This is a genomic window from Yinghuangia sp. YIM S10712, assembly GCF_051388935.1.
GTDB lineage: Bacteria > Actinomycetota > Actinomycetes > Streptomycetales > Streptomycetaceae > Yinghuangia.
On the sequence record NZ_JBPKBI010000001.1, the window covers coordinates 282476 to 307941 of the forward strand.

Here is a 25466-nt window from a genome sequence, read left to right on the forward strand (position 1 = left end):
CAGCGGCGCGGGGGCCTCGGTTTCCTCGTCGGGTGTCTGCGACATCCCGTCACCGTGGACTGAGGGTCCCGCGCCGGGCGGCTCGGCCGAGATGCCGACAGCGTCGGCGACGGTGTGGAAGACAGGGATACTCCGGTCCAGTTCGGTGATCCGGACCAGGCGCCGGATCGTCCCTCGGCACACCAGGCGCAGCTCCGCAAGGCGCCGTTCGGCTGCCTTGCGCGCGGCGACCAACACCCCCAGCCCGGTGGCGTCGCAGAACTCCAGTCGGGAGAAGTCGACCACCACGACGCGCGCCGGCGCTCCGTTCCGGATCACGTCGTCCAGAGCCTCGCGCAGTTCGTCGCGGCTGTCGATGTCGAGCTCGCCGGCCACCTCGACGATGTCCCAGGTGCCGAACCGGTACGTGGAGATCCTCAGCGGGTTCATCGTGCTCACCCCGTTGAAACGCTCACGACGTGACGACGGCAACGCCGTTGGGAAGTTTTCGGTCCGATGGTGGTGTGGCTGCGCTTGCCCTGTCGCCGTCCCGCCTGCCGCTCCCGGTGCCGGTGCGAGAGGGGAGCCGACGGGTTTTCCGCGGCGGGCTGCGCGGCCGGGTCAGGGGTTCGGCTGGGTGTGCCCGTACGGGCCGAACAGCACGCGGCAGACCTGATTCGGCCCCGCGTAGACGCCGTCCGGCAGTGCGGACAGGGCCGTGATGACTCCCGGACGGGTCCGGCACTGGCGCAACTGGCGGACCAGGTCGCCGGCGCGGGCCGGCCAGTCGACGTCCGCGAGGGCGCGGCTGACGATTTCACGGGTGAGCGGCCCGGCCCCGTGCTCGGCCGGTATCCGCTGACGCGGACGGGATGCTGTGACGGTCATCGTGTCCTCCAAAGTGCGACGGCTTTGGTGACGCGGCATGGGTTTTCCTGAGCCTTGCCTATGCCGGTCATCCTAGGATGTCATCAGTACGATGACAACTACCCTGTCATCACAGTGATGACGAGAGGGGTGAAGGAGATGCGGGACCGTACAGAAAGCGGCGAGCCGGGCGAAGGCGACTCGGGAAGCGCGGGCCCCTTCGGGCTCCCGGAAGCCGCGCAAGCCGTCGACGCCGTCGCCGAAGTGGTGCGGCGGGCAACGGGTTCAAGCGGTCCGCCCGCAACCCACGAGGTCCTCGAAGCGCTGACGAAACTCCGCGTGGTGCGTGCCGAACTCGCGACGTGGGAAACGGAGTTGATCGCCATGGCCCGACGCGGCGGCGCGAGTTGGGCGGACTTGGCCCCCGCCCTTGGTGTGGCCAGCCGCCAGGCCGCCGAACGCCGTTACTTGCGCGGACTCGCCCCCACGGCCGCGGACCCGCACACCGGCGAGAAGCGCGTGCAAGCCGAACGCGACCGGCGCGCGGCCGACCGCGCGGTCGATTCCTGGGCGCGCGACAACGCCGCCCGTCTGCGCACGCTCGCCGGACAGGTCGCGGCCGTACAGGGGCTCGACGCACCGGGCCGTGACCGGGTCGCTCTCCTCAACCAGGCCCTCGGCCACAGCGACCCGGCCCAACTGCTCGGGCCACTCGCCGACACCCGCCCACATGTCGACCGCAGCCACCCCGACCTCGCGGCCGAGATTGACGCGGTCACCACACACACCGCGCGCCTGCGCCACGACACCACGCGCCGCCGCCGCGACTTCCCAGGGCGAACCGAACGGCCGCCGTCGGACGACCGGGTGGACAGTTGAAAAGATTGCAGGGTCAACGCCGAGCTGAACGAGGCGGGGCTCCCGATCGACCTCGGCGAGCTCAAGCCGCAGCACCTTGAAGACCTGATCGAGCAACTCGACGATCTCGCGGTCGACGTCGACGACCCCGGGGCCAAGGTGCAGGTGTTCTGCGAGTGACACCCCCTGGGCGACGACGCCTGCGCGGGGCACCAGGCCAACGGGGGTGCGCACCGAGTCGTATTCGCGGAAGGCTATCCGCGTTCTGAACTCGGCGCGACGGTGTCGCCCGCGGGTGTCTCGGGCTTTGTGAAAAGCACTTCGCGCGCCTGCGCCGCCGCGCGAAGGATGCTCTCGCTGACGAAATCGCTGAAGCGGGCGATGTTTTCCAGGTGGGCGGCGGCCGGACTGTCGCGGCCGAGGATCCCGACGCCCTGCCGGGCGATCTCGGCCACCTGTGCGGCCCCGTGGGCGCTGGCGATCGTCGCCTGGTACCAGACGTCGTCGTCGACGAGGTAGCGCTCGCGCCGTCGTTCGTCGCGCTCCCTGCGGACGAGGCCCTGGCTTTCGAGGAACGCGACCGCCTTGGAGACGGACGCCGGGCTCACCTGGAGGCGCTGCACCAGTTCCGATGCGGTGAGGCTTCCGGTGTCCGCGGTGAAAATGCAGGTCAGCACCCTGGCCATCATTTTCGGCAGGCCCTGTTGCATGAGCAGGGTCGTGAACGATTCCTCGTACTCGCGCATGGCCTCGGCGTCGTGCCCGTGGCCTTGTGCCGGCGATTCCTGTGCTCGGGCCGGCGTGTGCTTGCGTCGGTGGGCGCGGCGTTCGGTCGCGCGGTGGGCGAGGTCGGCGCGGTAGGCGGCGGGGCCGCCGTTGCGCATGACCTCGCGCGTGATCGTCGACGTGGGGCGCTCCAGACTGCGGGCGATCTCCGCGTAGGCCAGGCCGTCGGCCAAACCCTGTGCGATCTGCCGGCGTTCCTGCTGGGTGAGCCTGCCTCCCGGCACGACGGTCTCCCTTCGCGGTTCCTTGGCGCCCCAGCATAGCGTTCACCCCCACTCATTGCAACGCATCGCGAGCTGCCTTGTTGCATTGATTGTCAACCCATTGCAACGATTTTGCGGCTTTGAGCTGCTCTGATGGTGATTCTTTGCAACGAACAACTTGAAGGATTCTTGAACGCAACGTAGCGTTTCCAATGTCAGAAACGAAATCAACGGAGGCCGAGATGCAGACGTTCGACACCCCCGCCCCGATCACCGCCGTCCTCGACATCCCCGCGGGGCTCGTCCGGTTCATCGCCGCCGACCGCGCCGACACGACCGTGGAGGTCCTGCCCGCCGCACCCTCGAAGAGCCGCGACGTGAAGGCCGCGGAGCGAACCGAGGTCGCGTACGCCGACGGTGTGCTGCGGATCGGGGCCCCGGCGGCGAAGAACCAGTACTTCGGCCCCTCCGGGACCGTCGAGGTGACCGTCCGGCTGCCTGCCGGGTCGAGCGTCGAAGGCAAGGCGTCCGGCACCGAATTCCGGGTCGTCGGACGCCTCGGCGACATCGTCTGCGAGGGCGTACACGGCGTGGTCAAGATCGACGAGGCCGCGAGCGTCCGCCTCGCCGCCTCCGCCGGCGACGTGACGGTCGGCCGACTCACCGGCCCCGCGGAGATCAGCACCCAAAAGGGCGACATCACCATCGCCGAGGCCACCTCCGGCACCGTGGTCCTGCGCACCCGGATGGGCGACGTTTCGGTCCGGGCCGCGGCCGGAGTCTCCGCCTCCCTGGACGCCGGAACCGGCCACGGCCGGATCGACAACGCGCTGAGGAACACCGACGGCGCCGCGGCCGGCCTCACCATCCACGCGACCACGGACCACGGCGACATCACCGCCCGCAGCCTCTGACCCGCACCTTCCGACCTTCAGTCTCGAAAAGGAGCCGGCCTCCCGTGACGAACCTGGCCATCGCGGCGTACGGGCTGCGCAAGTCCTACGGCGACAAGACCGTGCTCGACGGCGTCGACCTGGTCGTCCCCGAAGGCACGATCTTCTCCCTGCTCGGCCCGAACGGGGCCGGCAAGACCACCGCCGTCAAGATCCTCTCCACCCTCGTCTCCGCCGACCCCGCCTCCGGCGAGATACACGTCGGCGGCCACAGCCTGGCCGCCGATCCCCAGGCGGTACGTGCCGCGATCGGCGTGACCGGGCAGTTCTCCGCCGTCGACGGGCTGATCACCGGCGAGGAGAACATGCTCCTCATGGCGGACCTGCACCACCTCTCGCGTGGTGAAGGCCGCCGGGTGGCAGCCGAGTTGCTGGAGCGCTTCGACCTCACCGACGCCGCGAGGAAGCCCGCGTCCACGTACTCGGGCGGCATGAAGCGCCGCCTGGACATCGCCATGACCCTCGTCGGCGACCCGCGCATCATCTTCCTCGACGAGCCGACCACCGGCCTGGACCCGCGCGCCCGCCACAACATGTGGCAGATCATCCGCGAACTCGTCACCGGTGGCGTCACCGTCTTCCTCACGACCCAGTACCTGGAGGAAGCCGACGAACTCGCGGACCGCATCGCCCTGCTCAACGACGGCAAGATCGTCGCCGAGGGCAGCGCGGACGAGCTGAAACGGCTCGTCCCCGGCGGACACGTCCGGCTGCGGTTCACCGACCCGCGCGCGTACGAACGCGCCGCGGCGGCTCTGCACGACATCGCCCGCGAGGGCGGTGCCTCCCGCGCGGGCGACGCCGAGAGCGGTGAGGAGTCGCTGACGCTGCAGATCCTCAGCGGAAGCAGCCAACGCGAACTGCGCGCCCTCCTCGACCGGTTGGACGCGGCGGGCGTCGAGGCGGACGAACTGACCGTGCACACCCCCGACCTCGACGACGTGTTCTTCGCCCTGACCGGCTCCGACGACGCCCCCGGCCGGCCGAACCAGCCCAAGGAGGCCGTGCGATGAGCTCCCTGTCCCTCGCCGTGCGCGATTCGTCCACGATGCTGCGCCGCAACCTGCTGCACGCGCGGCGCTATCCGTCCCTGACGCTGAACCTGCTGCTCACGCCGATCATGCTGCTGCTGTTGTTCGTGTACATATTCGGCGACGTGATGAGCGCGGGCATCGGCGGCGGCGGCGCCGACCGCTCCGAGTACATCGCGTACCTCGTGCCGGGCATCCTGCTGATGACCATCGGCAGCACCACCATCGGCACCGCGGTGTCCGTCGCGACGGACATGACCGAGGGCATCATCGCCCGCTTCCGCACCATGGCGATCCACCGCGGATCCGTGCTCATCGGACACGTCGTGGGCAGCGTGCTGCAGGTGCTCGCGAGCATCGTCCTGGTCAGTGCCGTCGCCGTGGCCATCGGCTTCCGGTCCGCCGACGCCACGGCGCTGGAGTGGCTGGCGGCGTTCGGGCTGGTCGCGCTGTTCGCCCTGGCACTCACCTGGATCGCCGTCGGGATGGGCCTGTCGAGTCCGAACCCCGAGGCGGCAAGCAACAGTGCGATGCCGCTGATCCTCCTGCCGCTCGTCTCCAGCGCCTTCATCCCGGCCGAGACGATGCCCGGGTGGTTTCAACCGATCGCCGAGTACCAGCCGTTCACCCCGGCCATCGAGACCCTGCGCGGGCTGCTGCTCGGCACCGAAATCGGCCACAACGGCTGGCTGGCGGTCGCCTGGTGCCTGGGGCTTGCCGTGCTCGGCCACCTCTGGTCCAAGTCGCTGTTCGACCGCGACCCGGCATAGCCGCGATGACACGCGGGTGTTCGTTCCACCCAGGGCGGCGTACTTCCGACAACACGTCGGCGTGCGCCGCCCGCCCGCGTGGTCGCGCCGCTCACCGCGCCGCGATGTCGTATGCGGTGCCGTCGGCGACGGCACGGAGCTTGTCCGGGTTGGCCACGTTGTGGATGGCGGTGATACGGCCGTCGGCGTCGAAGTCGAAGGTGACGGCGGCGATCACGCGTCCGGGCCCGCTGAACACGATGCCCGGCCCACCGTTGACCACGGCGAGTTCGGCTTTCATGTCGGCGGGTTCGACGCCCTCGTAGGTGGCTGTGCCGATGGCCGCGAACCAGGCGGCGACCGTGGCCGCACCCACCACCGGCCGCAACGCCTGGCGCACTTTGCCGCCGCCGTCGGTCCACAAGGTGACGTCCGGGGAGAGCAGTTCCATCAGGGCGTTGACGTCGCCGCCGGTGGCCGCGGCGAAAAACCGCTCGGTCGCTTCACGCTGCCGCGACCGGTCGGCGGTGAAGCGTGGCCGCCGGGCCCGTACGTGCTCCCGGGCTCGGTGCGCGGCCTGCCGCACTGCGGCTTCGGAACGCTCCACCGCCTCGGCGATCTCGACGTGGCTGAAGTCGAAGACCTCCCTCAGCACGAACACCGCGCGCTCCAGCGGGCTGAGCGTCTCCAGCACCACCAGCATGGCCATCGACACCGACTCGGCGTCCGTGACGATCTCGGAGGCATCCCCGCCGGTGAGAATGGGCTCCGGCAGCCACGGCCCCACGTACGTCTCCCGCTTGTGCCGGGTGGAGCGCAGCTTTTCCAGCGCCAGATTCGAGACGATCCGCGTCAGATAGGACTTGGGGTCGGCCACCTGCGAGCGGTCCCCGGCCGACCACTTGATCCAGGCGTCCTGGACCGCGTCCTCGGCATCGGCGGCACTGCCGAGGAGGCGGTAGGCCACGGAGAACAACAGCCGCCGGTGCTCGTGGAAGACCTGCTCGTCGGGGTGGGCGGAATGGTCGGTCACTCGGCCACCCGGCCGCGGGTGAAGCGGCCCCCGCGGGGCCAGAACGCGCCCGAGGAGGGCATCTTCTTCATACGGCCGTACGTCGGCCACGGCGAGGCGGTCACCGTCTCCTTGTACCGGACGGCCGCGCGGCCGGTGAGGCAGACCCGGCGCGGGCTTCCGTCGGGCCGGGTGAACTGCACCACGGCGTCACCGCGTCCCAGGCTCACCGGCGTGTGGTAGTAGCCGAAGCGAAACGGCTTGGGCCGACGGCCCAGGTAGGGGCGGCGACCGGGCGCACCTCGAACCGTGGATCCCGGCGGTCTGCTTTCACCGGCCGGAGCCGGCTTGCACCGCGAGCGGAAGCGGCTTTGCCCCGTACAGATATGTGACGCCGCGCGGCGCTGCCGAGTCGTACCGGGCAGGAACCCGACAAGGGAGTGGCGCATGCGCGTTGTACGAGGAAACTGGCTTGCCGGAGTCGTGGCCGTGGCATTGGCCGGCGGGCTGTCGGGGGTGGGCGCGGCCGGGGCGGCGACGAGTGCAGAGACAGCGCCTTCCGCGGCGTCGGAGCAGGCGGCCCAGGGGTGGCTCGTGGACTCGCCGGAGGTCGGACTCGGGACAGCCGTGCCGGTGGACGTCAGCACGGCGGGGACAACCACCATCGCGGTCGGCTACGCGCGCCCCGACGGTGTGAAGCAGTGGCAGCCGCTCGCGTTGCACCGCGAGCAAGGCGCTTGGGTCAACCGCGCGGTCCCTGTACCGGAGGGCACATCGATGGCCCGCCTGCACGCTGTCCTCACACTGTCCCGCACCGACGCGTGGGCCGCGGGCTACGCGGTGGTCGACGGCGCGATGCGGCCGTGGATCGTGCACTGGGACGGTACGGCGTGGACCACGGCGGACACCTCGCAGGCGGCGGACGGCGCGCTGTACGGAATCTCCGGCGACTCGGGCGGTGTGTGGGCTGTCGGCGAGAGCGACGCCGGCGCGAGCGTGCTGCGCCTTGTGAACGGAACCTGGCAGCAGGTCACCTTGCCCCCTGACCTCCAGGTGAACTGGTTCACGGGCGTTTCGGCACGCGGAGCCAACGACCTGTGGGTCGTAGGGCCGGAGAACATGTCGGCGCACTGGAACGGACACGGCTGGACAAAGGTGCCGGTGCCGGCTGTCGGCGGCCAGGCTGTGTGGCTGGAGAACGTGCGCACGTCTGCGCTGCAGGGCACGTGGGCAGTCGGTTACCGGGTCGGGGAGGAGGGACGTACGCCTACCGCTCTGCGCTGGGACGGGCAGGCCTGGCGACAATCTGAACTCCCGCTTGTGAAGGGCCAATTCGATGATATTGCGTTCACCGCGGACGGCCCCGTCGCGGTCGGCGCGGCCGACGGGGCGGCGACACCGACAGGGGAGCGCGGCTACGCGGTACGGCTCCCGTCCGCAGGCCGCCCGGCCCAGGAAGTGTCGGTGCCGGGTGCGGCGAAGAACCTCCACGGCGCGGCCGTGGGCCCGGCCGGCCTCGGCCTGTGGCTGGTCGGCGCCGAACAGCGCGAGGACATGGCCGTTCAGCCCTTCGGCTCCTGGACGCTCCTGCCGCCGGCCACCTGAAGCTGTGTGAACTACCGTCAGACGCCCGGGCTTTCGGAAACGCTTTCCGGCAGGAACGCCGAGGCGCGGTATACCGAGGGCGGGCATGCTGGACAGTCCGAGCCCCAGTCCGTCGGTGCGGATGCGGGTGCCCTGCCCTCGTACGAACGGCTCCAACAGGTTCACCGGTGACCGGTGTGGGCCGCAGCTCGGTGCGTACGGTGAGTTCGGCGGGCCCGGGCGGTGTCGAGGGCGGGGTGGCTGTGATGGCGGCCAGGTCGGCCGGTTCGCGTGCGGTGAGTCCGGCCTGGCTGCGGGCCAGCAGCAGTCCGTCCAAGACGCGCTGCATGTGCTCGACGGCATCGCGTACGTCGCCTGCCATCGCGAGGAGTTCGTCACGGTCCGGGTGCCCGTCCAAGGTGACGTCGATCGCGGTGCGGGCGGTGGCCGGCGGCGTGCGCAGTTCGTGGGCGGCGTTGGCGATGAACAGCGGTTGGCCGTCCCATGAGGCGCGGCAAGACGATGGACGTGGCCCTGGGAGTGCCAAGTGCGTTGCTGGTGCTGAACGTTCCGGCACCGGCGCACGCCACAGCCGACCGGCCCCTGCTCGGAGACGTTCAGCAGGCGATCGCGGAGGTGGCGAAGGCGGACGGCGTGGTCGTGGCCATCGGCGAGGTGACGTCGACGGCAAGCGGTGGGACAACGGCACGGCGGGTTCGCGTCTGCTCGACGGCAAGGGCGGGCGCATTCCCGCGAGTTCCCGCTACCGTCGCGTCCCAGACCAAGCGCCGTCGGCGACGCCATCACCAAGGCCGCGGAAGCCCGTCCTCTGCCCCACCCAATAGGGCACAGCGGGAGGATGGATCGCGAGCTGACAGGAGGCACGGATGACCTTGACACTGCGTGGCTACGACGACGCGCCGGACCTCCGGAAGTATCCGATCGAGCGCCTCGATCTGAAGTTCTGGTCGGGTATGGCGGAGATTCAGCAAGTCAGCGAGGACACGATCCACGACGTGTTCGGTTTCTACGTCCCAGTGGCCGAGGCTCTTCCCGAGGGTTTCCACGCGGGCGCCCCATGGCCCGTGATCACGCTCCCCGCGGGCAAAGATGCAGCGGTCCTCGTGGTCTTCCGTGATGGTGAATACGACGCCGGCATCGACTACCTGGTTCGGGAAACCCCGGACGCCGAGGCCCTCTTGATCGGCAGCTGCGACACTGCGAGCCCTGCCACGGGCTTGATGTGGACCGAACTCAGCCGGGTGGCGCGGCCGCCTATCCGGCCTGGGAAGAGTCCGAAGGCATCCGCTCGTTCCCTGGGCGGGGCAGCCGACGCAACCGCCACAGCGGCCTGCTCACCGAGGAGCAGCACCGCAGTGTTGCTCGCATCCTGAGCTGAGCCGAAGCGACCATGCGGGCCCGCCGGCGTGCGGCGGGCGCGCGAGACCGGCGTCGTTCGCAGGTGACGCTGTACCCCTATGAACGAAACGCTCGCGACGTCACCGTTAGCCTCAGGAGTGAGGCTGTCGGACGCCCTTTGCAGCGATTTTGACCCGTCGCAACGCGCGGTCGAGCTCGGTTCCCCCCGCCACGACGGTCGTGTTCACGCCGGGTACGTAAGCGGCGGTGTGCTTCCGGTGTCGGGGGTGCCGATCGCGATGATGACCCGGCAGTCGAGCGACTCGTTACCGAAGCGCAGCAACATCAAAGGATCCGGCACCGGCGACCGGGCGGGGTGTTCACGACGCGGCTCCTCACCGCCGTGCTCTCTTCGAGTCCGTTGAAGTCCGCGTTCCGCAACTCGTCGAACGTCACTCTTCGCGGCCCACTCCTGATTGAGCTGGGTGACCTGGAACGCGGTCTGGAAACCAGGAGCGGACGCCAGGCGGGTGCTGCTCATTTCCCAGCTGACCTGCCGTATGTCGCCTGCGGCTTGCGCTGCGGCGGACTCAGCCGGCCGCAGCAGCTCGGGCGTGACCGAAAGCAGGCGCCAGTGCCACATGTTGCCGCCATCTTTGCGCAGAGTACGAACGGGCACTGCCTTCTCGATGCTCTTCGAGCCGGCACCGCAGGCCCATATCGAACAGGGCTGCGAAATGCCCTCGCGCGGACGGCGATTCGCCTGTCATGCGAAGGCATCCACTTGCACGTCGCGCCGAACGCCCGTACCCCTACGGGTGCCCCGATTCGGCCAAAACTTGGACACAGCAGCAACTGAACTGGAAAGCTGGGCGGCCGAAAGGTGGGGACCTTCCGCAACACACCAGGCGCTAGGCGCCTCTCCATCCATGCCCGAAATCTCCTGATCTTCCCGGAGCTACCCGTGCACCCAGCCCAGCCTCACCCGCCCACCACGCCCCCTCCGGCGCCCTCGGGCCCCTCAGCGCGGCAACAGGGCCGCGCAAGGCAGATCTTCGGGAAGCCGTGGGTCCGATACACCCTCGTCGGGGTCGTCTGCTTCGTCGTCGGCGCCGCTGCCGGCGCCGGAGGGTCCGGCAAGAGAGACGCGGAAACGACCACGTCCGTCGCAGCGCCGCAGCCGGTCGTCACCGTCACCGTGACCGTACCCGCGCCCGCCGCCCCCGCCTCTGAGCAGGCCGCAGCAGCGACCCCGGCTGCCCCTGCCCCTGCCGCGCCGGCCCCGGCCTCTCCGCCCTCCGCCGCAGCGCCCACGAACACCCTGCCGCTACTCGTGGGGCAGGGGCTGCAGATGGCTCAGGACAACGCCCAGGCTGCCGGGTACTTCAACCTCACCTCCACCGATGCCCTTGGCCGGGACCGCAGCCAAGTACTCGACCGCAACTGGCAGGTCTGCTCTCAGGACCCCGCCCCGGGCCCGGTCGCGACCGACACCAAAGTCACCTTCGGTGTCGTCAAGATCGACGAGACATGCCCCGCCGTGCCGGTGCCCGCCCCGGCGGCAACCGCGAGCGTCGGAGACGTCACGCCGAACGTGGTCGGCAAGAGCGCCAACGTCGCCCGCGATGCGTTCCCGAGCAACGCCAGTGTGACGGTTCGGGACGTCTCTGGTTCCGATCGAGCGGTTCTCGTCACGAGCAACTGGCAAGTGTGCAACCAGACTCCGAGTGCCGGCACGCCGTACACCGGCCAGCCGGTCACTCTCGACGCGGTGAAGTTCGACGAGTCCTGCCCCTGACGCGACCGCGCAGCCGAGAAGGCAACGCTCCGCCGCGAACCTGGATTTGCCGGCGAGATCCCGTGGACGTCGGAATCCTTCGCCCGCTCTTGCTGCGACGGCATGCGATAGCGACGACGAGAAACATGCGGCGCAGCCGAAAGCCCCCGGCATCGTCACCGCCTCCGCAGAGCCAGGCAGCCCCGAACCGGTGCCCGCCGACCCGACCACGCCGGCCGGCAGCCCGGCCCCACCGCGGCCGGCCGTTGCGAAGGTCGGCGACACGATCACGATCGACGGCGCCAACGAAGGAAATCGCTTCGTCGCGGTGCAGTGGCGAATCACGAACACCGGTGTCGGGTCGATGGACCTCGGCCCGACGTCGGGTTCCGCGATCATCGATGCGGACGGACAGCAGTTCAGTCCGATCTACCAGCACACAACTGCGGGCCCGTTGTATCCGTCGACGGCGACGATCCCGACTGGGAGTTCGAGGCTTGGGTTCGTGATGTACGAGGTGCCGTCCGCATCGAAGATAGATCCAGTTCGACCCGAGCATGGGCCTGGGGTCGCAGATCTGGCAGTGGATCGTGTCCTGAGCCTTGAGACAGCGCGGCCGGCCTTCGGGGTGGCCGGCGGTACGCACGACAACCAGGGCCACCGGCAGCGCATGCCCCGGCTTCGGCCACGCCGCCTTGCCGTACGTGCGATTGATCTGCGGCGTGACGGACGAAGAGCAGGCCCGGCGGATCGGCGAACGCGTACGGTCGGCCCGTCTGTCATCCAGCCGTTCCCGGGCTGCACGAGCGTGCGTGTGTCGAGCTGCCGAACCATTGAGGCCCGTCGGCGCCGGATCAGGTCCGGCCCCGGCTCAGTACGGGAAGTCACGGTGCGACTGGTACTGCTTTCCGCCGAGCAGTTGCACCACGAGGTCTGACGGGTTGCTGAGCGCAGACAGCTGCGCGCGCATGTCCTCTTGCGGCACGCAGAAGGTGGGGGTGTAAGTGACGAGCAGGGCGGACCTCAAGGCCGCGGAGCGGTTCGGCCGTGACGTGTGCCACCAGGCCCCGTCAGCCAAGATCACGCTTCCTCGCGGTCCGGTGAGGATCTCGCCGTCGTCGCACCACGACTCGCCCATGTCCGGCAAGCGGTTCGCCCGGTGCGAACCGCGGATGCCGGCCGTGGCGCCGTTCTCCACGGTGAAGTCGTCGAGAAACCAGATGCACTGTCCGGCGAGCGGGATGCCCGGCCACGGTGGCGTCAAGGTCCAGTACGGATGGTCGGCGTGCCAGTACTGTTCGACCGCGCCAGGCCAAAGGGCGTTCGCGCTGAACGTCGAGCAGATCAGATCTTCGCTGAGATAGCGCCGCCACACCGCGAGAACGAGTGGGTGCACCAGGGCATCGATGAATACGGGATCCTTGGCCAATAGGTGCAGGACCCGCTGGTGCCCGCTGGGGTGCAGATTGCGCGCTTTTTCCGCGTGCAGCAGCCGTTCGAGGGCCTCCCGCATGAGGTCGGTCGTCGGGGCGGGCAGCAGGCTCTCCACGACCGTGAAGCCGCGTTCGCCGATGGTGCGCACGATCGAGTCGGTCTGCTGCGGGATGAGTTCCGTTGTCGTCATGGCGGTCTCCGGACAGAATTCAGGACCAGCGGGGGAGCAGGTCGCGAAGCAGTACGAGTCGGGCGCGTTCACCGGTCGCGAAGGGGTTGTTGCTCTCCAGACCAGGCACGATCACCCGTACGACGTGCGCGGGTTCGGTCTCCGGATGGGTCAGATCGAGCACCGGGACGTGCGCGACGCCGGCGTCACCCACTCGCTGCAGCGTCCACCAGAGGTCGTCGAGGACGTCGTCACTGGTCAATCCCTGCGCCAGGGGGGCCGGCACGATATCCGGATCGAGCCAGAACCAGGCGTCCTCGTGCGCGATGGGACGTGGTCTCTCGTGTCGGCCGAGGCTGCGGGCCCTGATGGTGAGATCCTCGCGGCCTCCCGCCACCGAGCAGGCGATCGACTGCGCGGCCTCCAGCAACGCCATCTCGACTGCCGTTCCTGGATCCGGATGGGTGCCGAAGCCCTCGGCGCGGTTCAGGTCGCGCGCTACGGCCGCCATGAACGTCGGGACCTTGACATCCGAGGTGATGTCCAGGACACGGACAACATGGCCCCCCCGACGCAGCCGCTCCGCCACCTCACGCGCAGCGTCCGGAGCGGTGTCCAGGTCCACGAACCGAAACGGCGGTGCCCCGGTCCCGCCAGGGTTGACCAGAGCGATTTCCGCAAGACGCTGGGCATGCCGCTCCACGTATTCGCACAGCCCGTGCAGCACTGCCTCCTCGCGGGAGAAACCGGACCCCAGACCGTTGGTCGCGATGACCTTCCGCGCTCCGCGTCGGCTGAAGCAGACATCGCGCGGGCCGCATTCGAGCCGCAACAAGTCGAGCGGGACGAGCACTGCCCGGCCCGTGAGGATGTCCGGGCAGCGCACCCACGTCATCGGAAGGTCGGGGGTGTAGACGCTGTCGTAGGGCAGGGCGAGGTCGACGGGGTCGACGGCGTCGCCGGCCAGCTCGCGGTAGCTGCCTTCGACGAGGTCGTCGGCGCGCGGCACCCACCGCTCCTGCGCCCATTTCTCCAGCTCCTCCATGACACTGCCGACGTGCGCTCCATCTTCGGTGAGCCCCTTGCCGCTTCCATACGTGCTGGACCAGGCACCGTCGGGGCGGGCGGCCTGGGCAATGTGGACGCCGCCGATGTCGCCGAGCTCGCCGACCATCCCGATCCGGGTGATTCCGATCGTTTTCGCCAGCCTGGTCGCGTGATCGCGTGCCTCGCCCAGGGGCAGGCAGAAGCGCCGTTCGTCCGGGGGCTTCGGTCGGCGTTGCAGGGGAAGGTTTGGGTTCGGCAGCGGCCGGGCGGCGTGAACGGCTCTCCCCGTCATCGTCGCGGCGAGCGCCCGGCCTCTACGCCGCGCCCGCGCAAGTTTGTGGACGAAGGCGTCCTGCGCGGCGCGATCGCCGTATCCCCACTGCGCCCACCGCTGCCGCAAGGCCTCCCGATCGACGGCCAGGTTCGCCTTGCACAGCACCTGCCACGCTTCGGAGGATTCCTCGACAGATGCCGGCCGGGGCTCCTGTTCGGCGAAGAGGCACAGGGCACCGAGCCGCATCACCTCCCGTTTGAGCGATGCATCGTGCAGGAACAGCGCCGCTCGGAGCGACCGCCGGAATGCGTCAGGGTCGGCATTCGCCCAAGCCATCAGCCCGGCTTCCGCGGTAGCCTCCATCTCGGTCCGGCGGTTCAGAGTCGGCAAGTCGATGCCGAGGTCCGCGAGCGTGACGCGTGCCTCTTCCGAGCTCAGCCACCCCCAGCGGCGCGCGGCGGTCCGGAACAGCGCCTGCGCCGCCGGGGCGTCAACCGGAGGCACGAGCTCGGGTGGGATGGGGTGGGCCGCACGTGCCACCCGGTCGAGCTTTCCGGTGAACGTGAGGAATCGAAACAGCTCATCGTCGTGGATCCGGTCGCCGCTCTCCCAGATCAGCGCAGTATCGGCGGCGGCGGGACCGACGACTGGTTGCGCCGCTGTCCCCCGAGGTCCCGCGCCTCGCGGTTGCGCCTCCCGGGCCGCGCCCACCGCCTCCAGGACTGACCGGGCGTCCCGGTGTTTGAGGTCGTGAACCGCCAACATGGCGACGAGACTCTCGCCGTCGGCGCGCTCCAGGAGACCGGCAGAGCGGGCAATGCGGCGGTAGGTGCGGGCCTTGAACGGCAGCTTGAGTGCCGCCGCGAGCAGGCGATCGGCGGTGGGCGTATCGATCGTGCCCGTTCGATGAAGGCGGTCGACCGCGTAGCGGACGTTCACCGTGGGCACGGTCAGCGGGGCGTTCGTCTCCTCGTCGAACAGCAGCGCGACCTCGTCGTCCCGAGAGACGGCGCCATCGCGGTACCAGGCATGCACCAGCCCGACGCCGATGACACCGGGCACCTCGGCCGCGCGCAACGCGCCCATGCTGCCACCGCCGTATACGACGACTCCTCGTTCCACGGCCGCGCGCACCTCGGTCGGGCTGACGGCGAGGGTCTGCTCGAAGATGCCATCGATGATCCCGACGACCCGGCCGCCGGGGATTGCGTCGAGGTCGCCACGCCGGACCGGACGACGGTAGTCGGCGTCGAGAACCGGGCGTGCCTCGGCGAGGGGCATCGACGGCCCGAGGAACACGATCGGCTGTCGGCTCACCGTGCGAGCTCGATGATCTCAGCCGGCCGCGCGCGGCGCAGCAGCCCGTCGGTCACAAGCTTGCGGACGACGTCCACCGTGGCGCCAGGGCCGAGCGCGCCAGGCAGGTCGACGGCGCGCAGCACGCGTGTCTTCGCGACATGCTCGAACGCGGGCAGGACGCCAATCGGGCCCCGGACCGCGCCCCCCGGAAAGCGGATCGTCGCAAAACCGCCGTCCGTGGTCACATGGCAGTCCGCGCCCCGCGCGCGCACCAGCCACGTGTCCTTGTCGATTTCCTTTGGCCCACCGTGTTCGCCGAGCCCGCCGTCCGCCAGGACAGCCTGACGGACGGTGCGCCGCGCAGCCAGCCTGCCGAGCAGGCCGGGCAGTGCCGTGCGTACCTCCGGCGAACTGAGCAAGTCCGCCAACTCCACGGCGAGAGCGTCGGAATCGACCGCGCGGGCGCCGGGCACCGGCGCGTTCATGCTGGGCAGAGCCGTGAGGATCTCGCCGAGGACATCTCGCCAACGCAGCGGGAACAGCCGGATTGTCACATGGAGGGAGCGCACGGTTTCGGTCCGGGCCGCGTGTCCGCGGTACTCGGGTACGTACAGCACATCTCCCGGCTCGAGTGTGAACTCCCGATGCCTGATTTGCGCCCACTCCTGCAAAGGGACCGCGCACGGCTGCGACGTGCCGGCCGACTCCTCCACCCTCCATGTCTTACGTCCGTCCAGCTGCACGACCAGGCTTCCGTGCTCGTCGCGATGCGGCGCGAAACCCTGTGCCGCGGGCGGCGTGAGGAAGACGTGTGCACCGGCCGATTCCCGGAGGGCGACGCCGTGCTCGGCCAGATCAATTTCGACGCCTCGGCACAGGTCGGCCAGGGACGGTGAAAGCCGATGTGCCTTGGTCAGATAGAGGGTCTCGCCGCCCTCGAACATCTGCCGGACCTGCCGTAGGTCGAGCATTCCGTCCGCGTCGATGAGCGTGGGCGGCAGGCTGCGCCGGTCACCGCCGCAGGCGAGGTGCAGCACACCCTTATGCGCATGATGCAACGCACCGAGCAGCGCCTCGAAGCCGTCGATGTCGAGCAGCGAGACGCCCGCGGCACCGCCGGGGAACAGGCGCGGCTCACGACACCACGTCGTGTCGACAAAGTCGACCACGGTCGCCGGGCTGAGCAGGTCCGCGAGCGTCACGATTCCTCCAGCCCGGGTTCGGACCGGACCGGCTGCGTGGGGTGAGGGACCGGCTGGTAGCGACGGACAAGGAAGCGTCGCCTGCGCAGTTTCTCCTCCGGCGTACATGTGGTGATCAATCTGCTGCCGGTGTGTTTCTCGTCCTCCACGCGGCAGGTCCCGCCGCAGAGGTTGCGCAGGTCGCAGGACCGGCAGCCCTCCCGGTTGTCGACCCCAAAGGCCGCAGCCGTGCGTCCGAGGTACTTCGTGATCTCACTCAGCGGTAGCTGGTCGATGTGCCCGAGCGCACCGGACATCAGGTGGCAGGGGTACACGAGCCCGTCCGACGCGACGACGAGCTGCTCGGCGTATCCACAGCCGCTGATCTTCTGCACCTTGTTGGGCCCGTGCACCCGGTCGTCCTCCGCGCGCAGCCCCCCGAGCAGCTCGTCGACCCATGCGCGCACCTCGTTGGTGTCCAAGTTGTGGTCAAGATCGGTGCCCCGCCCGTGCGCCATGGCGCCGTAGCTGATCCGGAACCTCAGGTCGGTGTCGCGCCACTGGTCGATGAAGGCGGGCAATTCGGCTTTGATCGCCGCCCAGTTGTTGACCATGACGGTGGTGCTGACCCGGGTCTGCACCCCGGCGTCGAGCAGCAGCCGGATGGCGCGCGTCGCCCGGCGGAAGGAGTGGGGGCCGCGGATCGCGTCGTGCATCTCCGCGGTGGGCCCGTCCACGCTGATCTGGACGATGTCGGCGTAGCGAACGATGTCGTCGAGGTGTTTGGGCACGGCCATGCCGTTGGAGAACAGCGTGACCTCCAGTCCGAGTTCGTGACTGCGTCGCATCACCGGGATGCAGCCCTCGTGCAGCAGCGCCTCGCCGCCGGTGAGCAGCAGTTTCTGCCCGCCGTTCGCGGCGAAGTCCTCCACCAGCTGGATCCAGCGCTCAGTGGTCAGTTCACCGTCCTTGGGCAGCAAAGGGCCGGAGCTGGTGTAGCAGTGCACGCATTCGAGCTGGCAGCGATTGGTCAGATGGAAGCGCGCGAACAAGTGCGGTCGGACCTGCTTGATGGAATGGTGGCCGCGGATGCCGCGAATCATCCCGGCGTGTGCGGCCCGCGCGACGAGCTTGGCCATCGCCTCCGCCGCCGCACCCGGGTCGAGGCCGTGGGACCGGTGCAACTCGCGGGCGGCGTCGGCGGGCGTCGTGCCTGCGGCGAGGAGGGTGAGCAGCGCGTGGTCGACGTCGTCGGCGACGAGCAGTTTTCCGTCCTCGACGGCGATCCAGAGATGGTCGTCGTCGACCTGGTGGTGGACGAGTGAGGAGACGAAGGGCAGCGGCTTGGTCGTGGACAGGTCGTAGACGTCGCGGGTGCCGTCCGCAGACCGGCGCGTGGGACGTTCCTCGTTGGGAGGTGCAGGGGGCGCATCGTCTGCCAGACCGACAGCGCCATATGGAGCCCGGTCCGGCGCACCGAACTGCGGGAACGGCTGGGTTTCGTCGGCCCCGGAGAGTGTCGGGCCTCCTTTCCAGGCGCGAAGGGTCAGCAGGGTCTGTTTGCCGCTCATCGTGGTTCCTCTCGGGCCGGACCGGTGATCGGGGTCATCGCAGCCTCGGACCGGCGACCCATGCCACCAGAGCGCGGCGCAGGCCCCGGGTGACGGGCGTGACGCAGTGGTCGATCAGGGAGGGGAACACCAGCACCGAGCCCCGCTCTCGCGGCAGTTCCTCGATATCGACGCCGAACATCTGCAGCACCCCGCCTTCGTACGAGGTGGGATCGGAGAGCTGGATGATGACGGTGATCTTCCGGGGGGAGTCGAGCTGGTCGTGGCTGTAGTCGTTGTGCCGGTGGAAGTGCCCGTTGCCAGGCAGGTATTCGACGTACTGCGGAGAGCGTGTGATGCCTGTCAGGTCAAACCCGTACGCGGTCTGCGCCGCCTCCTGTGCCACGGCCTCAACCAGCCGATAGACCCACGCGGTGCGCGGCTCGTTGGGCACGTGCCGGGTTTCCGCACGCCGATGGCCGGGGTGGCTGGTCTCGTCCACGGTGGTTGGTGTCGTGAGCGGGAGATCCCGACAGGCGGCGATGAAGTCGTCGCATTCGGCGGCCGAGAGGCGTTCGCGCAGTCGCATCCAACCGAGGTGGTGGCCGGCTGCCGGACCGCTGTCGCGCACCAGGGTCAGGTCGCGCGCACGGTCCGCTTGAGCCGTCGCTTGCCCGGCCGGGGCCGGGGCCGGAAGCGCGGCCGGCACCGGGGCCGGCGGTGCCGCTCTCGCTGCCTTTTCCACCGGGCGGAAGATGTTGTGCCGTACCAGGAGCCGTGTCAGTTCGACGGCGTCGTAGTGCTTTCCGACCGCCGGCAACTCCCGAGGCGCGAAGAGCTCCACTTTGGCCACGTGGTCGATGACGGGTTGGAGCCGGCCGTCGAGGCGCAGTGTGCCGCCGGGGAAGGTCAGGCTCGCGAGTCCGTACTCGCTGCCGGATTCGCTCGGCATCAGCGGCACTCTGCGGACGAGGGTGTCCGGCTCGACCGCCGTGGCAGCGGCGTCCGCGGCCAGCTGCCCCCCGGGCAGCGGATCGAGTTCGGCGATGCATCGAATACGGCGGTTCCGCACGTAGCCAGGGACGTCCAGCGCCGGGAGATCGGGCAGGGTGGGCCCGGCGTCACCGTGCCCGGTGACCGAGCGCCGGAACGGCTCGTGCGTTCGGAGCATCTCCGCCATGGCGTCCGCCCAGGACAAAGTGTGCAGGCCGAACGTCAGGTGGAGCGATGCCTTGTTGGTCGTGTGCGCGACGTGGGGGAAGCCGCGCGGGATCGACAGCACATCACCGGGCTCCAATGTCGCGGAGACGAGTGCTTCCGGCTTTTGCGCACCGGGCGCGAACACCTCCCACCGCTTGCTGCCATGCAGCTGGACGACGAGCACCGAATGATCGTCTTGGTGACGGTCGAAGCCTTGCGCCCGTGGGGGAGTGAGGTACGCGTTGGCGCTTACCGGGTCGGCTGGGAGCACACCGCGTTCGAGCAGGTCCAACTCGATGCCGCGGCACAGTTCGCCCACTGCGGGCCAGCGTGTCGCCAGGGAGGAGAGCAGAAGCGTCGCACCGGACCGGTAGGCGGTCAGGACGTGCCGTCCGGGAACCCGGTCGGCGCGCTGCGCGACAACCGGCCGGGCCCGGCCCTCCTGCACGACACTCAGATCGGCGCCACCGCCGCAGGCCAACTGTTCGAAGTCCTCGAGCGTGAACAGCCGCTCGACCAGAGGTGTGGCGGCTCCGCCGAGCAGCAGCGCTTCCCGCTCCCAACTCGTGCGGAGGAAAGCTGTGACGTCCCGGCTGCCGAGGATGACCGCCAGCCCGTGCTTGTCAGAGTCCATAAGGATTAATTTGGAATGGCTCTGGTCAGCAACTCGGCCCACCGATGTTTGATGCACACCCAGTGCACGCAGTAATCATACCGAAGCTCTGATTGTCCATCTCGATGTCAACGGTCGAGAGGGAGATGGACATATTGTCCTCCACCGGCATCGCCCCATCGTCGTAGCCGCCCCGGTCGGTTTGGCCTCCCGCGCCGGCCGCCGCACCTGTGTGCGCCTCGTGGGGGACTAGCTTGAATGAGACCCGGTCGTGGTCGTTCAGCTCCACGTGCGTGGCACCGGCGCCTTCATGCACCTCCACGATGATCTCTTTCTTCGGCAGCTTGGGGTCGGTCAGCTCTTTATCGCACATGGTGCACTCCTGTTGGGCAGCCAGGTCGAGACGAAAGGAAAAAGCGTTGCAGGAAAACATTCGTAACAGTGGCGGAGTTCACAGTCAACTTCACAAGACCGAAGAGCACACGGATGGTGTAACAGACCGGAACTGCCCGCTCGAACTCGCCATCGGATGCGTCTTCCGAAACGAGGCCAGGTTCCTGCGGGAATGGATCGAGTTCCACCGGCTCATGGGCGTGCAACGATTCTTCCTGGTCGACGATCGCAGCGACGACGACTACCGTGATGTCCTGAAGCCGTATCGCGACGAAGGAGTCGTACAAGTCATCGAAAAACCCTCTCCGCAGGAATACTCTGGCCGTCTGTGGATCCAGTACCAGCACCTTGTTCTGCGGGGAATCTGCCGGGAACTCCGAGGCGTCACACGCTGGCTGGCCCTCATCGATGTCGATGAATTCCTCGTACCGACAGGCGATCGGACCGTCGTCGAGTTTCTCCGGAACCACGAGGACGCCGGGGCAGTCCATGCGGAATGGCGAATGTTCGGCACGTCGGGAGTCCGGCGGCTGGCGGAGCGAGAATTGCTCACCGAACGAATGTGTCGACGAATGGTGGCGCGCCCGAATCCAGGGAAGTCCATCGTCAAGCCGCACCGTGTCCGTGAGGCAGGAATTCACCGCTGTGAGCTTGTGTCCGACCGCGAGTACGTCGCAGCGCCCGCCGACCCCGCGCCCGGGTGCAGCGGCTTGCGGGTTCAGCACTACTGGACTCGGGACGAGGAATTCCTTCTCGGTGCGAAGCTTCCCCGTGCCGCCGTCACAAAAGGCTGGAAAATCAAACCAGAGGATATCGAATTCCACCGTACGGCGTACAACGACGTAGCGGACCGGACCATCTGGCGGTTCCTGCCGGGCCTGCGGGAGCGAATGGGGCTGGCCGCGTCAGGCGAGGAGCCGGGGCGTCGATGATTCGCTCGGCCGCTGCGGCCGGAAAGTCGTAGGGATTCCGGCCGCGCGTCCCTCTGGGGCGTCAGCCTCGTCGCGATCATCGCCTATTGGTGGTTCGGGATATGGCTGTTGTTGGCCGGAAGGCTCACCTGGCGCAGGCTTTTTCCCTGGGTCGTCGCCACAGGCGCCTGCTGGGCGGGCATGCAAGCAGTCTTCGCGGTCATCTTTTCCGACATCGTCGCCAATTAGGGACCGCAGATACGGGCGATCGTCTTTGTCTCTTCGTCTTCGTCTTCGACGGCATACGACGGCGGACCCGGGCGGGTGTTCCGTGGCGTGACGTGACGTGCCGGGGCGGCACGGGCCGGGGGAGACGATTTACAGGCTGTTCCGGCGGTGGCAGCGCGACGGCACGTGGGCGCGGATCCTGGAGCAGCTTCAGGCCGAGGCCGACGTCAAAGGCCTGATCACCTGGGAGTTGAACGTTGACCCCCGCAGTTGGCCGCGCGCACAGCACGCTGCCGGGCTCGGAAAGGGCAGCGCGAACCGCCCGCCGGTGTCGCCGAAGATCCACCTGGTCTGCGAGCAGGGCCAGCGACCGCTGGCTCTGCTGATCCGGCCGAACTGCGGGGAGGGTCACCGCAGTTCTTCAATGTGCTGTCGGCGATCCGGGGGCCCGGGTCGGACCCGGCAGGCCGCGCACCCGTCCGCAGGTGCGCGGCGACAAGGCGTATATTCCTCGTGCGCGAACCGCGCGCCGCTGCGCAGGCGCGGCAGCGCCTGCACCATCCCCGAAGCCGCCGACCAGGTCCGCCGCAAGCGACGCGGGCCAGCGGGCGGACGGCCGCCGGCATTCGACCGCGATGACTACAAGGCCCGCCACGCCGTCGAGTGCGGTATCAACCGCCTCAAACGCCAACGTGCCGTGGCAACCCGATACGACAAACTCGCCGTCCGCTACCAGGCAACCGCCACCATCGCCGCAATCGGTGAACCAAGATCCACTTCTGAAACAGACCCTTAAGTCGAACTACTCCCGGGCGTCAGCATTGCGGTGTAACGCGCCCGCAGCATGCGCCATCTGTCGACGTTGCAGGGATTTCGGGGGCCGCTTGTGGTGACGGCTGGTGGTATCACCGCGCAGGGCGCGAAGGTCCGTCGGCTGTTGGGCGCTGCGGTGGCGTGCTCGAGACGCGACGGCTGGAGTCGGGAGAGCTCGGCGTGGGGCGTGTGCTCCCGGCCAGTTGTGCGTGCCAGTTGTTGATCTGGTCGTGAGTTTGCCGGAGCGTGGCGGGGGTGATGCCGTAGCGCAGGAAGTCGGCGTCCTTGTAGCGATGGATGCCGTCGAGCATGTGGGCGAAGACGGCTTGGTCGAAGCCTCCGTCGCGTTCGTCAGAGCAAGGCCAATCCGACATTTAGGTCGAGTCGATCCAGTTCTGATACGCGTTGTTACCGGTGGAGGGGATCTGCTGAGCGGACGGAACGCTGCGCGGGATTCGCGGTGCACTCGTCCGCTCAGAATCCGCTCGGAGAACGCCGACCGAATCGGTCGAGCGACGCGCCCGTCGATCCTATCTCCGCAGGCCAGAGGCACTTTCGTGCCTCTGGTACGGGTGGGCCGCCAGGGGATCGAACCCTGAACCCGCGGATTAAAAGTGCGTACACCGCGCTGAAACCTTTGCCTTCGCGATTGGCACCGAACCAGTCGCCATGTCCGTGACATAGCGCTTGACCTGCTAATTTGCGATTCTGTGCAGCTCGGGGCACTTTTCGATCAGGTGGTGCTGGACGATTCCAGGAGGGACGTGATCCGTGCCAATCCGGACGCGTCCGGTGTCGTCCGAGGGCGTCCGGCCTCACACTCGGCCTCACATCCCGCATCGGTTTCATGAGGTCACACCACCGGTTCCAAAGGGGTGACGGGGTTTGCCGCTGCCGCGGCGACCGCGTACACCCTTGTCGGTGTGAGTCTCGTGCAGTCTCGATCGATCATCCCAACGAAAGCCCAAACCCGGGCGATACGCAGCGCGTGCACGGCCGACGCAACCGACGCAACCGGCAGGGGCGGTGGCTGACGGGCCGGACACGGGTGGGGAGGCGATGTCGTCGGGGGTGAGCCGTCGGCGGACGGCCGGGTGGAGCGCCGTCCGGGTTACGAGCGAGCTGCGGTGAGGGTCCGGGGGGTTCGGGCGATGGCGACGGTGGTCTGGAGTGAGCGGTAGTCAGGGATCTGTCGAATGAGTGTCGTAGCTCGCGAAGGTCTTGGCGCAGTTCGTGCACGGCTGCGGCCACGGTCGCGGAGTTGCGTGCCGCCCGGACCTTGGCGCGCAGCGCGGTGATCACTCCCGAGGCCGCCCGCACGGACTCCTCGCGGGCCCGGGGAGCCGTTGACCCGGACTGTGTTCGTGCCTGCGGTGACGGCGGGTTCCGCTTCGGCCGCGCGGTGTCGAGGGCGTTCCAGTGCGTCTGCTGCCCGTTGCTGAGCAGCGTGCTCAGCTCCTTTTTCGCGCAAAATCCCTTTTCTCTCCCGTGCGCCGCCCCGCCGACCATCACCAATCGGGACAAAAATCGCCGACTGCAAAGCGCGTGCCCAACCCCCAAGGCGGCTGACAAACCGCGCGTGCTAGAAAGGGGCACTTTCTCTATTCGTATCGCTCCGACAGGGGTTTTCTTTGACGTCTCGCGTGTTCCACTCACGTGTATTCGGTCTTGTCGGTCTGTGCGGTGTTTCGGTCGCCGCTCAACTGGGTTTCGCAGGTGTCGCCGGCGCAGTTGGCGACGACCCGACGATCACCGCTTCCGCCGCCACAGCGCAGCCGGGAGGGCCGGGCATCACGCTGACCGTTGACGCGTCCGCGCCGTTCGAGATCGGGTTCACCGGGAGCGGTAACCAGGCCCTGGGGTGGCAGTTGCCCCAGGAGTGCAAAAGCTTGCCGTACCCGGCGGTGTGCACGCCCGGCGCGACCGGCAAGGTCGTGATCCCGATCAGCGTCATCGGAGGCGACCAGGGCGGCAAGAAGGGTCAGCAGGTCGTCTTCGAGGTCAAGGACGTGGCCACCAAGACGGCGAGCACGGTGACGGTCACGTTCGGCGACCCGGTCACCGCAGCGGACTGGGTTGTGGAGAACCCTCAGGGCATCTCCTTCCTCAACCCCGGGGGCAAGCTCGCCGAGCCCTTCGTCGTCAGCTACTTCCAGCGCCACACCACCACGGATTCCGCCACGTTGACCGTGAACGGTGTCCAAGGCGTCAAGTTCACCAAGGCGCCCGACTTCTGCTCCCTCAACGCCTCCGGCACTCTTGTGACGTGCCAGATCAAGGCTTACAAGGGCGGCTTCGGCCCCCAATACCTGCCGTTGGAAGGCGTGATCTCCGGCAACGAGCAAACCGTCGAGACAAAGATTGTCGGCACGCTGCCGGAGAACACCCCCGGCGACAACACCGTCAGATCCGTCTACAAGAACGCCGTCGAACCGGCGCCCGCGACCCCGAGCGCGTCACCGAGCATCGTCAAGCCCGCTCCCACCGCCCAGGCCACCGACACCCCCAAGCCGGGCGATGTTGCAGCGAGCGAGGCTCCCGAACTCGCTGAGACGGGCGGGGGCGGCGGCGATCAGACGGCCGCGATAGCCGGGAGCGCCGCAGGCCTCCTGCTCGTCGGCGGCGCCGCCGTCATGTTCGCGCGGCGACGTTCCCGCTCTACCAACTGACATCAGCAAGGTTCCAAGGCGGCCCGCGACGTCCGATGTCGCGGGCCGCTGCGCGTGGGACGGAAAGCGTCCCCAAAGTCTGGGCTGCTGACCGAAAGAATGCGCCCCGCGCCCATAAGGACTCTCCACATGTACATCACATATCGGTCACGTGCGGCGGTTAGTAGCCGGTCCGACATAGCGCAGCTCTTCCCCGGAGCCTGAGCTGCTTCACCGGCGACGGCATCCCGACCTGTGGGCCACGGGCAACTCCGGGGGCGCACCTTTATCCGGCAGCCGCGACCACCACGGATCCCGCTCGGACCTCGGCGGCGACTGGATGGACTTCTTCCGCACCTCCCCGGTGCGACCGGCGGGCACCAAGCGGCTGTGCGGACCGATCCCGACCAATACCTCGACCTCGGCGGCCCCGCCGTCGTCGGCATGCCCGCCGCCGACTTCACGCCCGCACCCGACGGCGCCAGGTGCTACAACCACTTCACCACCGAAAGATGAACCCTCGATCACGAAGGAAAATGTTCGATCTG

Annotated in this window: 22 protein-coding genes and 2 pseudogenes; 10 read left to right on the forward strand and 14 right to left on the reverse strand. The window is 68.6% G+C overall.

The window, feature by feature from the left end:
• Together ACRX5W_RS01385 and ACRX5W_RS01390 are read right to left on the reverse strand one after the other, a co-directional pair.
• Positions 1 to 429: STAS domain-containing protein (locus ACRX5W_RS01385; protein ID WP_436786019.1), on the reverse strand; the 429-nt coding region annotated here is incomplete at its 3' end.
• 171 nt (positions 430 to 600) lie between these two features.
• The gene (locus ACRX5W_RS01390) at positions 601 to 867 is read right to left on the reverse strand and encodes a DUF2795 domain-containing protein (protein ID WP_436786020.1); all 267 of its coding nucleotides are present in this window, start codon (positions 865 to 867) and stop codon (positions 601 to 603) included.
• Between the two features lie 138 nt (positions 868 to 1005).
• On the opposite strand from ACRX5W_RS01390, the gene ACRX5W_RS01395 reads away from it, so the two are divergent.
• Complete coding sequence (locus ACRX5W_RS01395) at positions 1006 to 1725, forward strand: hypothetical protein (RefSeq protein WP_436786021.1); 720 nt, start codon at positions 1006 to 1008, stop codon at positions 1723 to 1725.
• 233 nt (positions 1726 to 1958) lie between these two features.
• Here ACRX5W_RS01395 and ACRX5W_RS01400 read toward each other — a convergent pair whose 3' ends face one another.
• The gene (locus tag ACRX5W_RS01400) at positions 1959 to 2714 is read right to left on the reverse strand and encodes a helix-turn-helix domain-containing protein (RefSeq protein ID WP_436786022.1); all 756 of its coding nucleotides are present in this window, start codon (positions 2712 to 2714) and stop codon (positions 1959 to 1961) included.
• A 221-nt stretch (positions 2715 to 2935) separates the two neighbouring features.
• Between ACRX5W_RS01400 and ACRX5W_RS01405 the strand changes: the two genes are divergently transcribed.
• From ACRX5W_RS01405 to ACRX5W_RS01415, 3 genes are read left to right on the forward strand one after another with little or no spacing between them, the layout of a single operon-like run.
• Positions 2936 to 3607, forward strand: a complete 672-nt coding sequence (locus ACRX5W_RS01405) for a DUF4097 family beta strand repeat-containing protein (RefSeq protein WP_436786023.1) — start codon at positions 2936 to 2938, stop codon at positions 3605 to 3607.
• A 44-nt stretch (positions 3608 to 3651) separates the two neighbouring features.
• Positions 3652 to 4659: an ATP-binding cassette domain-containing protein gene (locus ACRX5W_RS01410; RefSeq protein WP_436786024.1), complete on the forward strand. Its 1008-nt coding sequence runs from the start codon at positions 3652 to 3654 to the stop codon at positions 4657 to 4659.
• Positions 4656 to 5447, forward strand: a complete 792-nt coding sequence (locus tag ACRX5W_RS01415) for an ABC transporter permease (protein WP_436786025.1) — start codon at positions 4656 to 4658, stop codon at positions 5445 to 5447. Before ACRX5W_RS01410 ends, ACRX5W_RS01415 begins: the two co-directional genes overlap by 4 nt.
• Positions 5448 to 5538: 91 nt before the next feature.
• On the opposite strand, the gene ACRX5W_RS01420 is transcribed toward ACRX5W_RS01415, so the two are convergent.
• Positions 5539 to 6459: an RNA polymerase sigma-70 factor gene (locus ACRX5W_RS01420; protein WP_436786026.1), complete on the reverse strand. Its 921-nt coding sequence runs from the start codon at positions 6457 to 6459 to the stop codon at positions 5539 to 5541.
• Positions 6456 to 6713 (reverse strand): annotated as a pseudogene (locus ACRX5W_RS01425) (FAD-dependent oxidoreductase); the annotation flags it as partial. The gene ACRX5W_RS01420 and the pseudogene ACRX5W_RS01425, both read right to left, overlap by 4 nt.
• A gap of 172 nt (positions 6714 to 6885) precedes the next feature.
• Between ACRX5W_RS01425 and ACRX5W_RS01430 the strand changes: the two are divergent.
• The gene (locus tag ACRX5W_RS01430) at positions 6886 to 8043 is read left to right on the forward strand and encodes a hypothetical protein (protein ID WP_436786027.1); all 1158 of its coding nucleotides are present in this window, start codon (positions 6886 to 6888) and stop codon (positions 8041 to 8043) included.
• Between the two features lie 340 nt (positions 8044 to 8383).
• Here the strand turns inward: ACRX5W_RS01430 and ACRX5W_RS01435 are convergent.
• Positions 8384 to 8770: pseudogene (locus tag ACRX5W_RS01435) on the reverse strand (hypothetical protein); the annotation flags it as partial.
• Positions 8771 to 8909: 139 nt separating this feature from the next.
• Here ACRX5W_RS01435 and ACRX5W_RS01440 point away from each other — a divergent pair.
• Positions 8910 to 9416, forward strand: a complete 507-nt coding sequence (locus tag ACRX5W_RS01440) for a hypothetical protein (RefSeq protein ID WP_436786028.1) — start codon at positions 8910 to 8912, stop codon at positions 9414 to 9416.
• A gap of 209 nt (positions 9417 to 9625) precedes the next feature.
• On the opposite strand, the gene ACRX5W_RS01445 is transcribed toward ACRX5W_RS01440, so the two are convergent.
• Entirely contained in the window at positions 9626 to 10060 is a 435-nt protein-coding gene (locus ACRX5W_RS01445; protein WP_436786029.1) for a hypothetical protein, read from the reverse strand.
• 672 nt (positions 10061 to 10732) lie between these two features.
• On the opposite strand from ACRX5W_RS01445, the gene ACRX5W_RS01450 reads away from it, so the two are divergent.
• On the forward strand, positions 10733 to 11179 hold the full coding sequence (locus ACRX5W_RS01450) for a PASTA domain-containing protein (RefSeq protein ID WP_436786030.1): 447 nt from the start codon (positions 10733 to 10735) through the stop codon (positions 11177 to 11179).
• Positions 11180 to 12029: 850 nt separating this feature from the next.
• Here the strand turns inward: ACRX5W_RS01450 and ACRX5W_RS01455 are convergent.
• The 6 genes from ACRX5W_RS01455 to ACRX5W_RS01480 form a co-directional block, all read right to left on the reverse strand.
• Entirely contained in the window at positions 12030 to 12740 is a 711-nt protein-coding gene (locus tag ACRX5W_RS01455) for a phytanoyl-CoA dioxygenase family protein (RefSeq protein WP_436786031.1), read from the reverse strand.
• 61 nt (positions 12741 to 12801) lie between these two features.
• Positions 12802 to 15399 carry a YcaO-like family protein gene (locus ACRX5W_RS01460; RefSeq protein ID WP_436786032.1) on the reverse strand — a complete coding sequence of 866 codons (2598 nt, stop codon included), beginning with the start codon at positions 15397 to 15399 and terminating at the stop codon, positions 12802 to 12804.
• Positions 15396 to 16583: a JmjC domain-containing protein gene (locus tag ACRX5W_RS01465; protein WP_436786033.1), complete on the reverse strand. Its 1188-nt coding sequence runs from the start codon at positions 16581 to 16583 to the stop codon at positions 15396 to 15398. The genes ACRX5W_RS01460 and ACRX5W_RS01465 overlap by 4 nt, the downstream gene beginning before the upstream one ends.
• Complete coding sequence (locus tag ACRX5W_RS01470) at positions 16580 to 18133, reverse strand: radical SAM protein (protein WP_436786034.1); 1554 nt, start codon at positions 18131 to 18133, stop codon at positions 16580 to 16582. The genes ACRX5W_RS01465 and ACRX5W_RS01470 overlap by 4 nt, the downstream gene beginning before the upstream one ends.
• Before the next feature lie 34 nt (positions 18134 to 18167).
• Positions 18168 to 19946: a JmjC domain-containing protein gene (locus ACRX5W_RS01475; protein ID WP_436786035.1), complete on the reverse strand. Its 1779-nt coding sequence runs from the start codon at positions 19944 to 19946 to the stop codon at positions 18168 to 18170.
• Positions 19947 to 19971: 25 nt separating this feature from the next.
• Positions 19972 to 20298: a hypothetical protein gene (locus ACRX5W_RS01480; RefSeq protein ID WP_436786036.1), complete on the reverse strand. Its 327-nt coding sequence runs from the start codon at positions 20296 to 20298 to the stop codon at positions 19972 to 19974.
• 46 nt (positions 20299 to 20344) lie between these two features.
• Between ACRX5W_RS01480 and ACRX5W_RS01485 the strand changes: the two genes are divergently transcribed.
• On the forward strand, positions 20345 to 21250 hold the full coding sequence (locus ACRX5W_RS01485; RefSeq protein ID WP_436786037.1) for a glycosyltransferase family 92 protein: 906 nt from the start codon (positions 20345 to 20347) through the stop codon (positions 21248 to 21250).
• 1112 nt (positions 21251 to 22362) lie between these two features.
• Here ACRX5W_RS01485 and ACRX5W_RS01490 read toward each other — a convergent pair.
• Positions 22363 to 22644 carry a hypothetical protein gene (locus tag ACRX5W_RS01490; RefSeq protein ID WP_436786038.1) on the reverse strand — a complete coding sequence of 94 codons (282 nt, stop codon included), beginning with the start codon at positions 22642 to 22644 and terminating at the stop codon, positions 22363 to 22365.
• 1269 nt (positions 22645 to 23913) lie between these two features.
• Between ACRX5W_RS01490 and ACRX5W_RS01495 the strand changes: the two genes are divergently transcribed.
• Positions 23914 to 24939 (forward strand): LAETG motif-containing sortase-dependent surface protein, encoded by a 1026-nt coding sequence (locus ACRX5W_RS01495; RefSeq protein WP_436786039.1) that lies wholly within the window; start codon positions 23914 to 23916, stop codon positions 24937 to 24939.
• Positions 24940 to 25308: 369 nt separating this feature from the next.
• Positions 25309 to 25434: a hypothetical protein gene (locus tag ACRX5W_RS01500; RefSeq protein WP_436786040.1), complete on the forward strand. Its 126-nt coding sequence runs from the start codon at positions 25309 to 25311 to the stop codon at positions 25432 to 25434.
• The last annotated feature ends 32 nt before the right edge of the window (positions 25435 to 25466 follow it).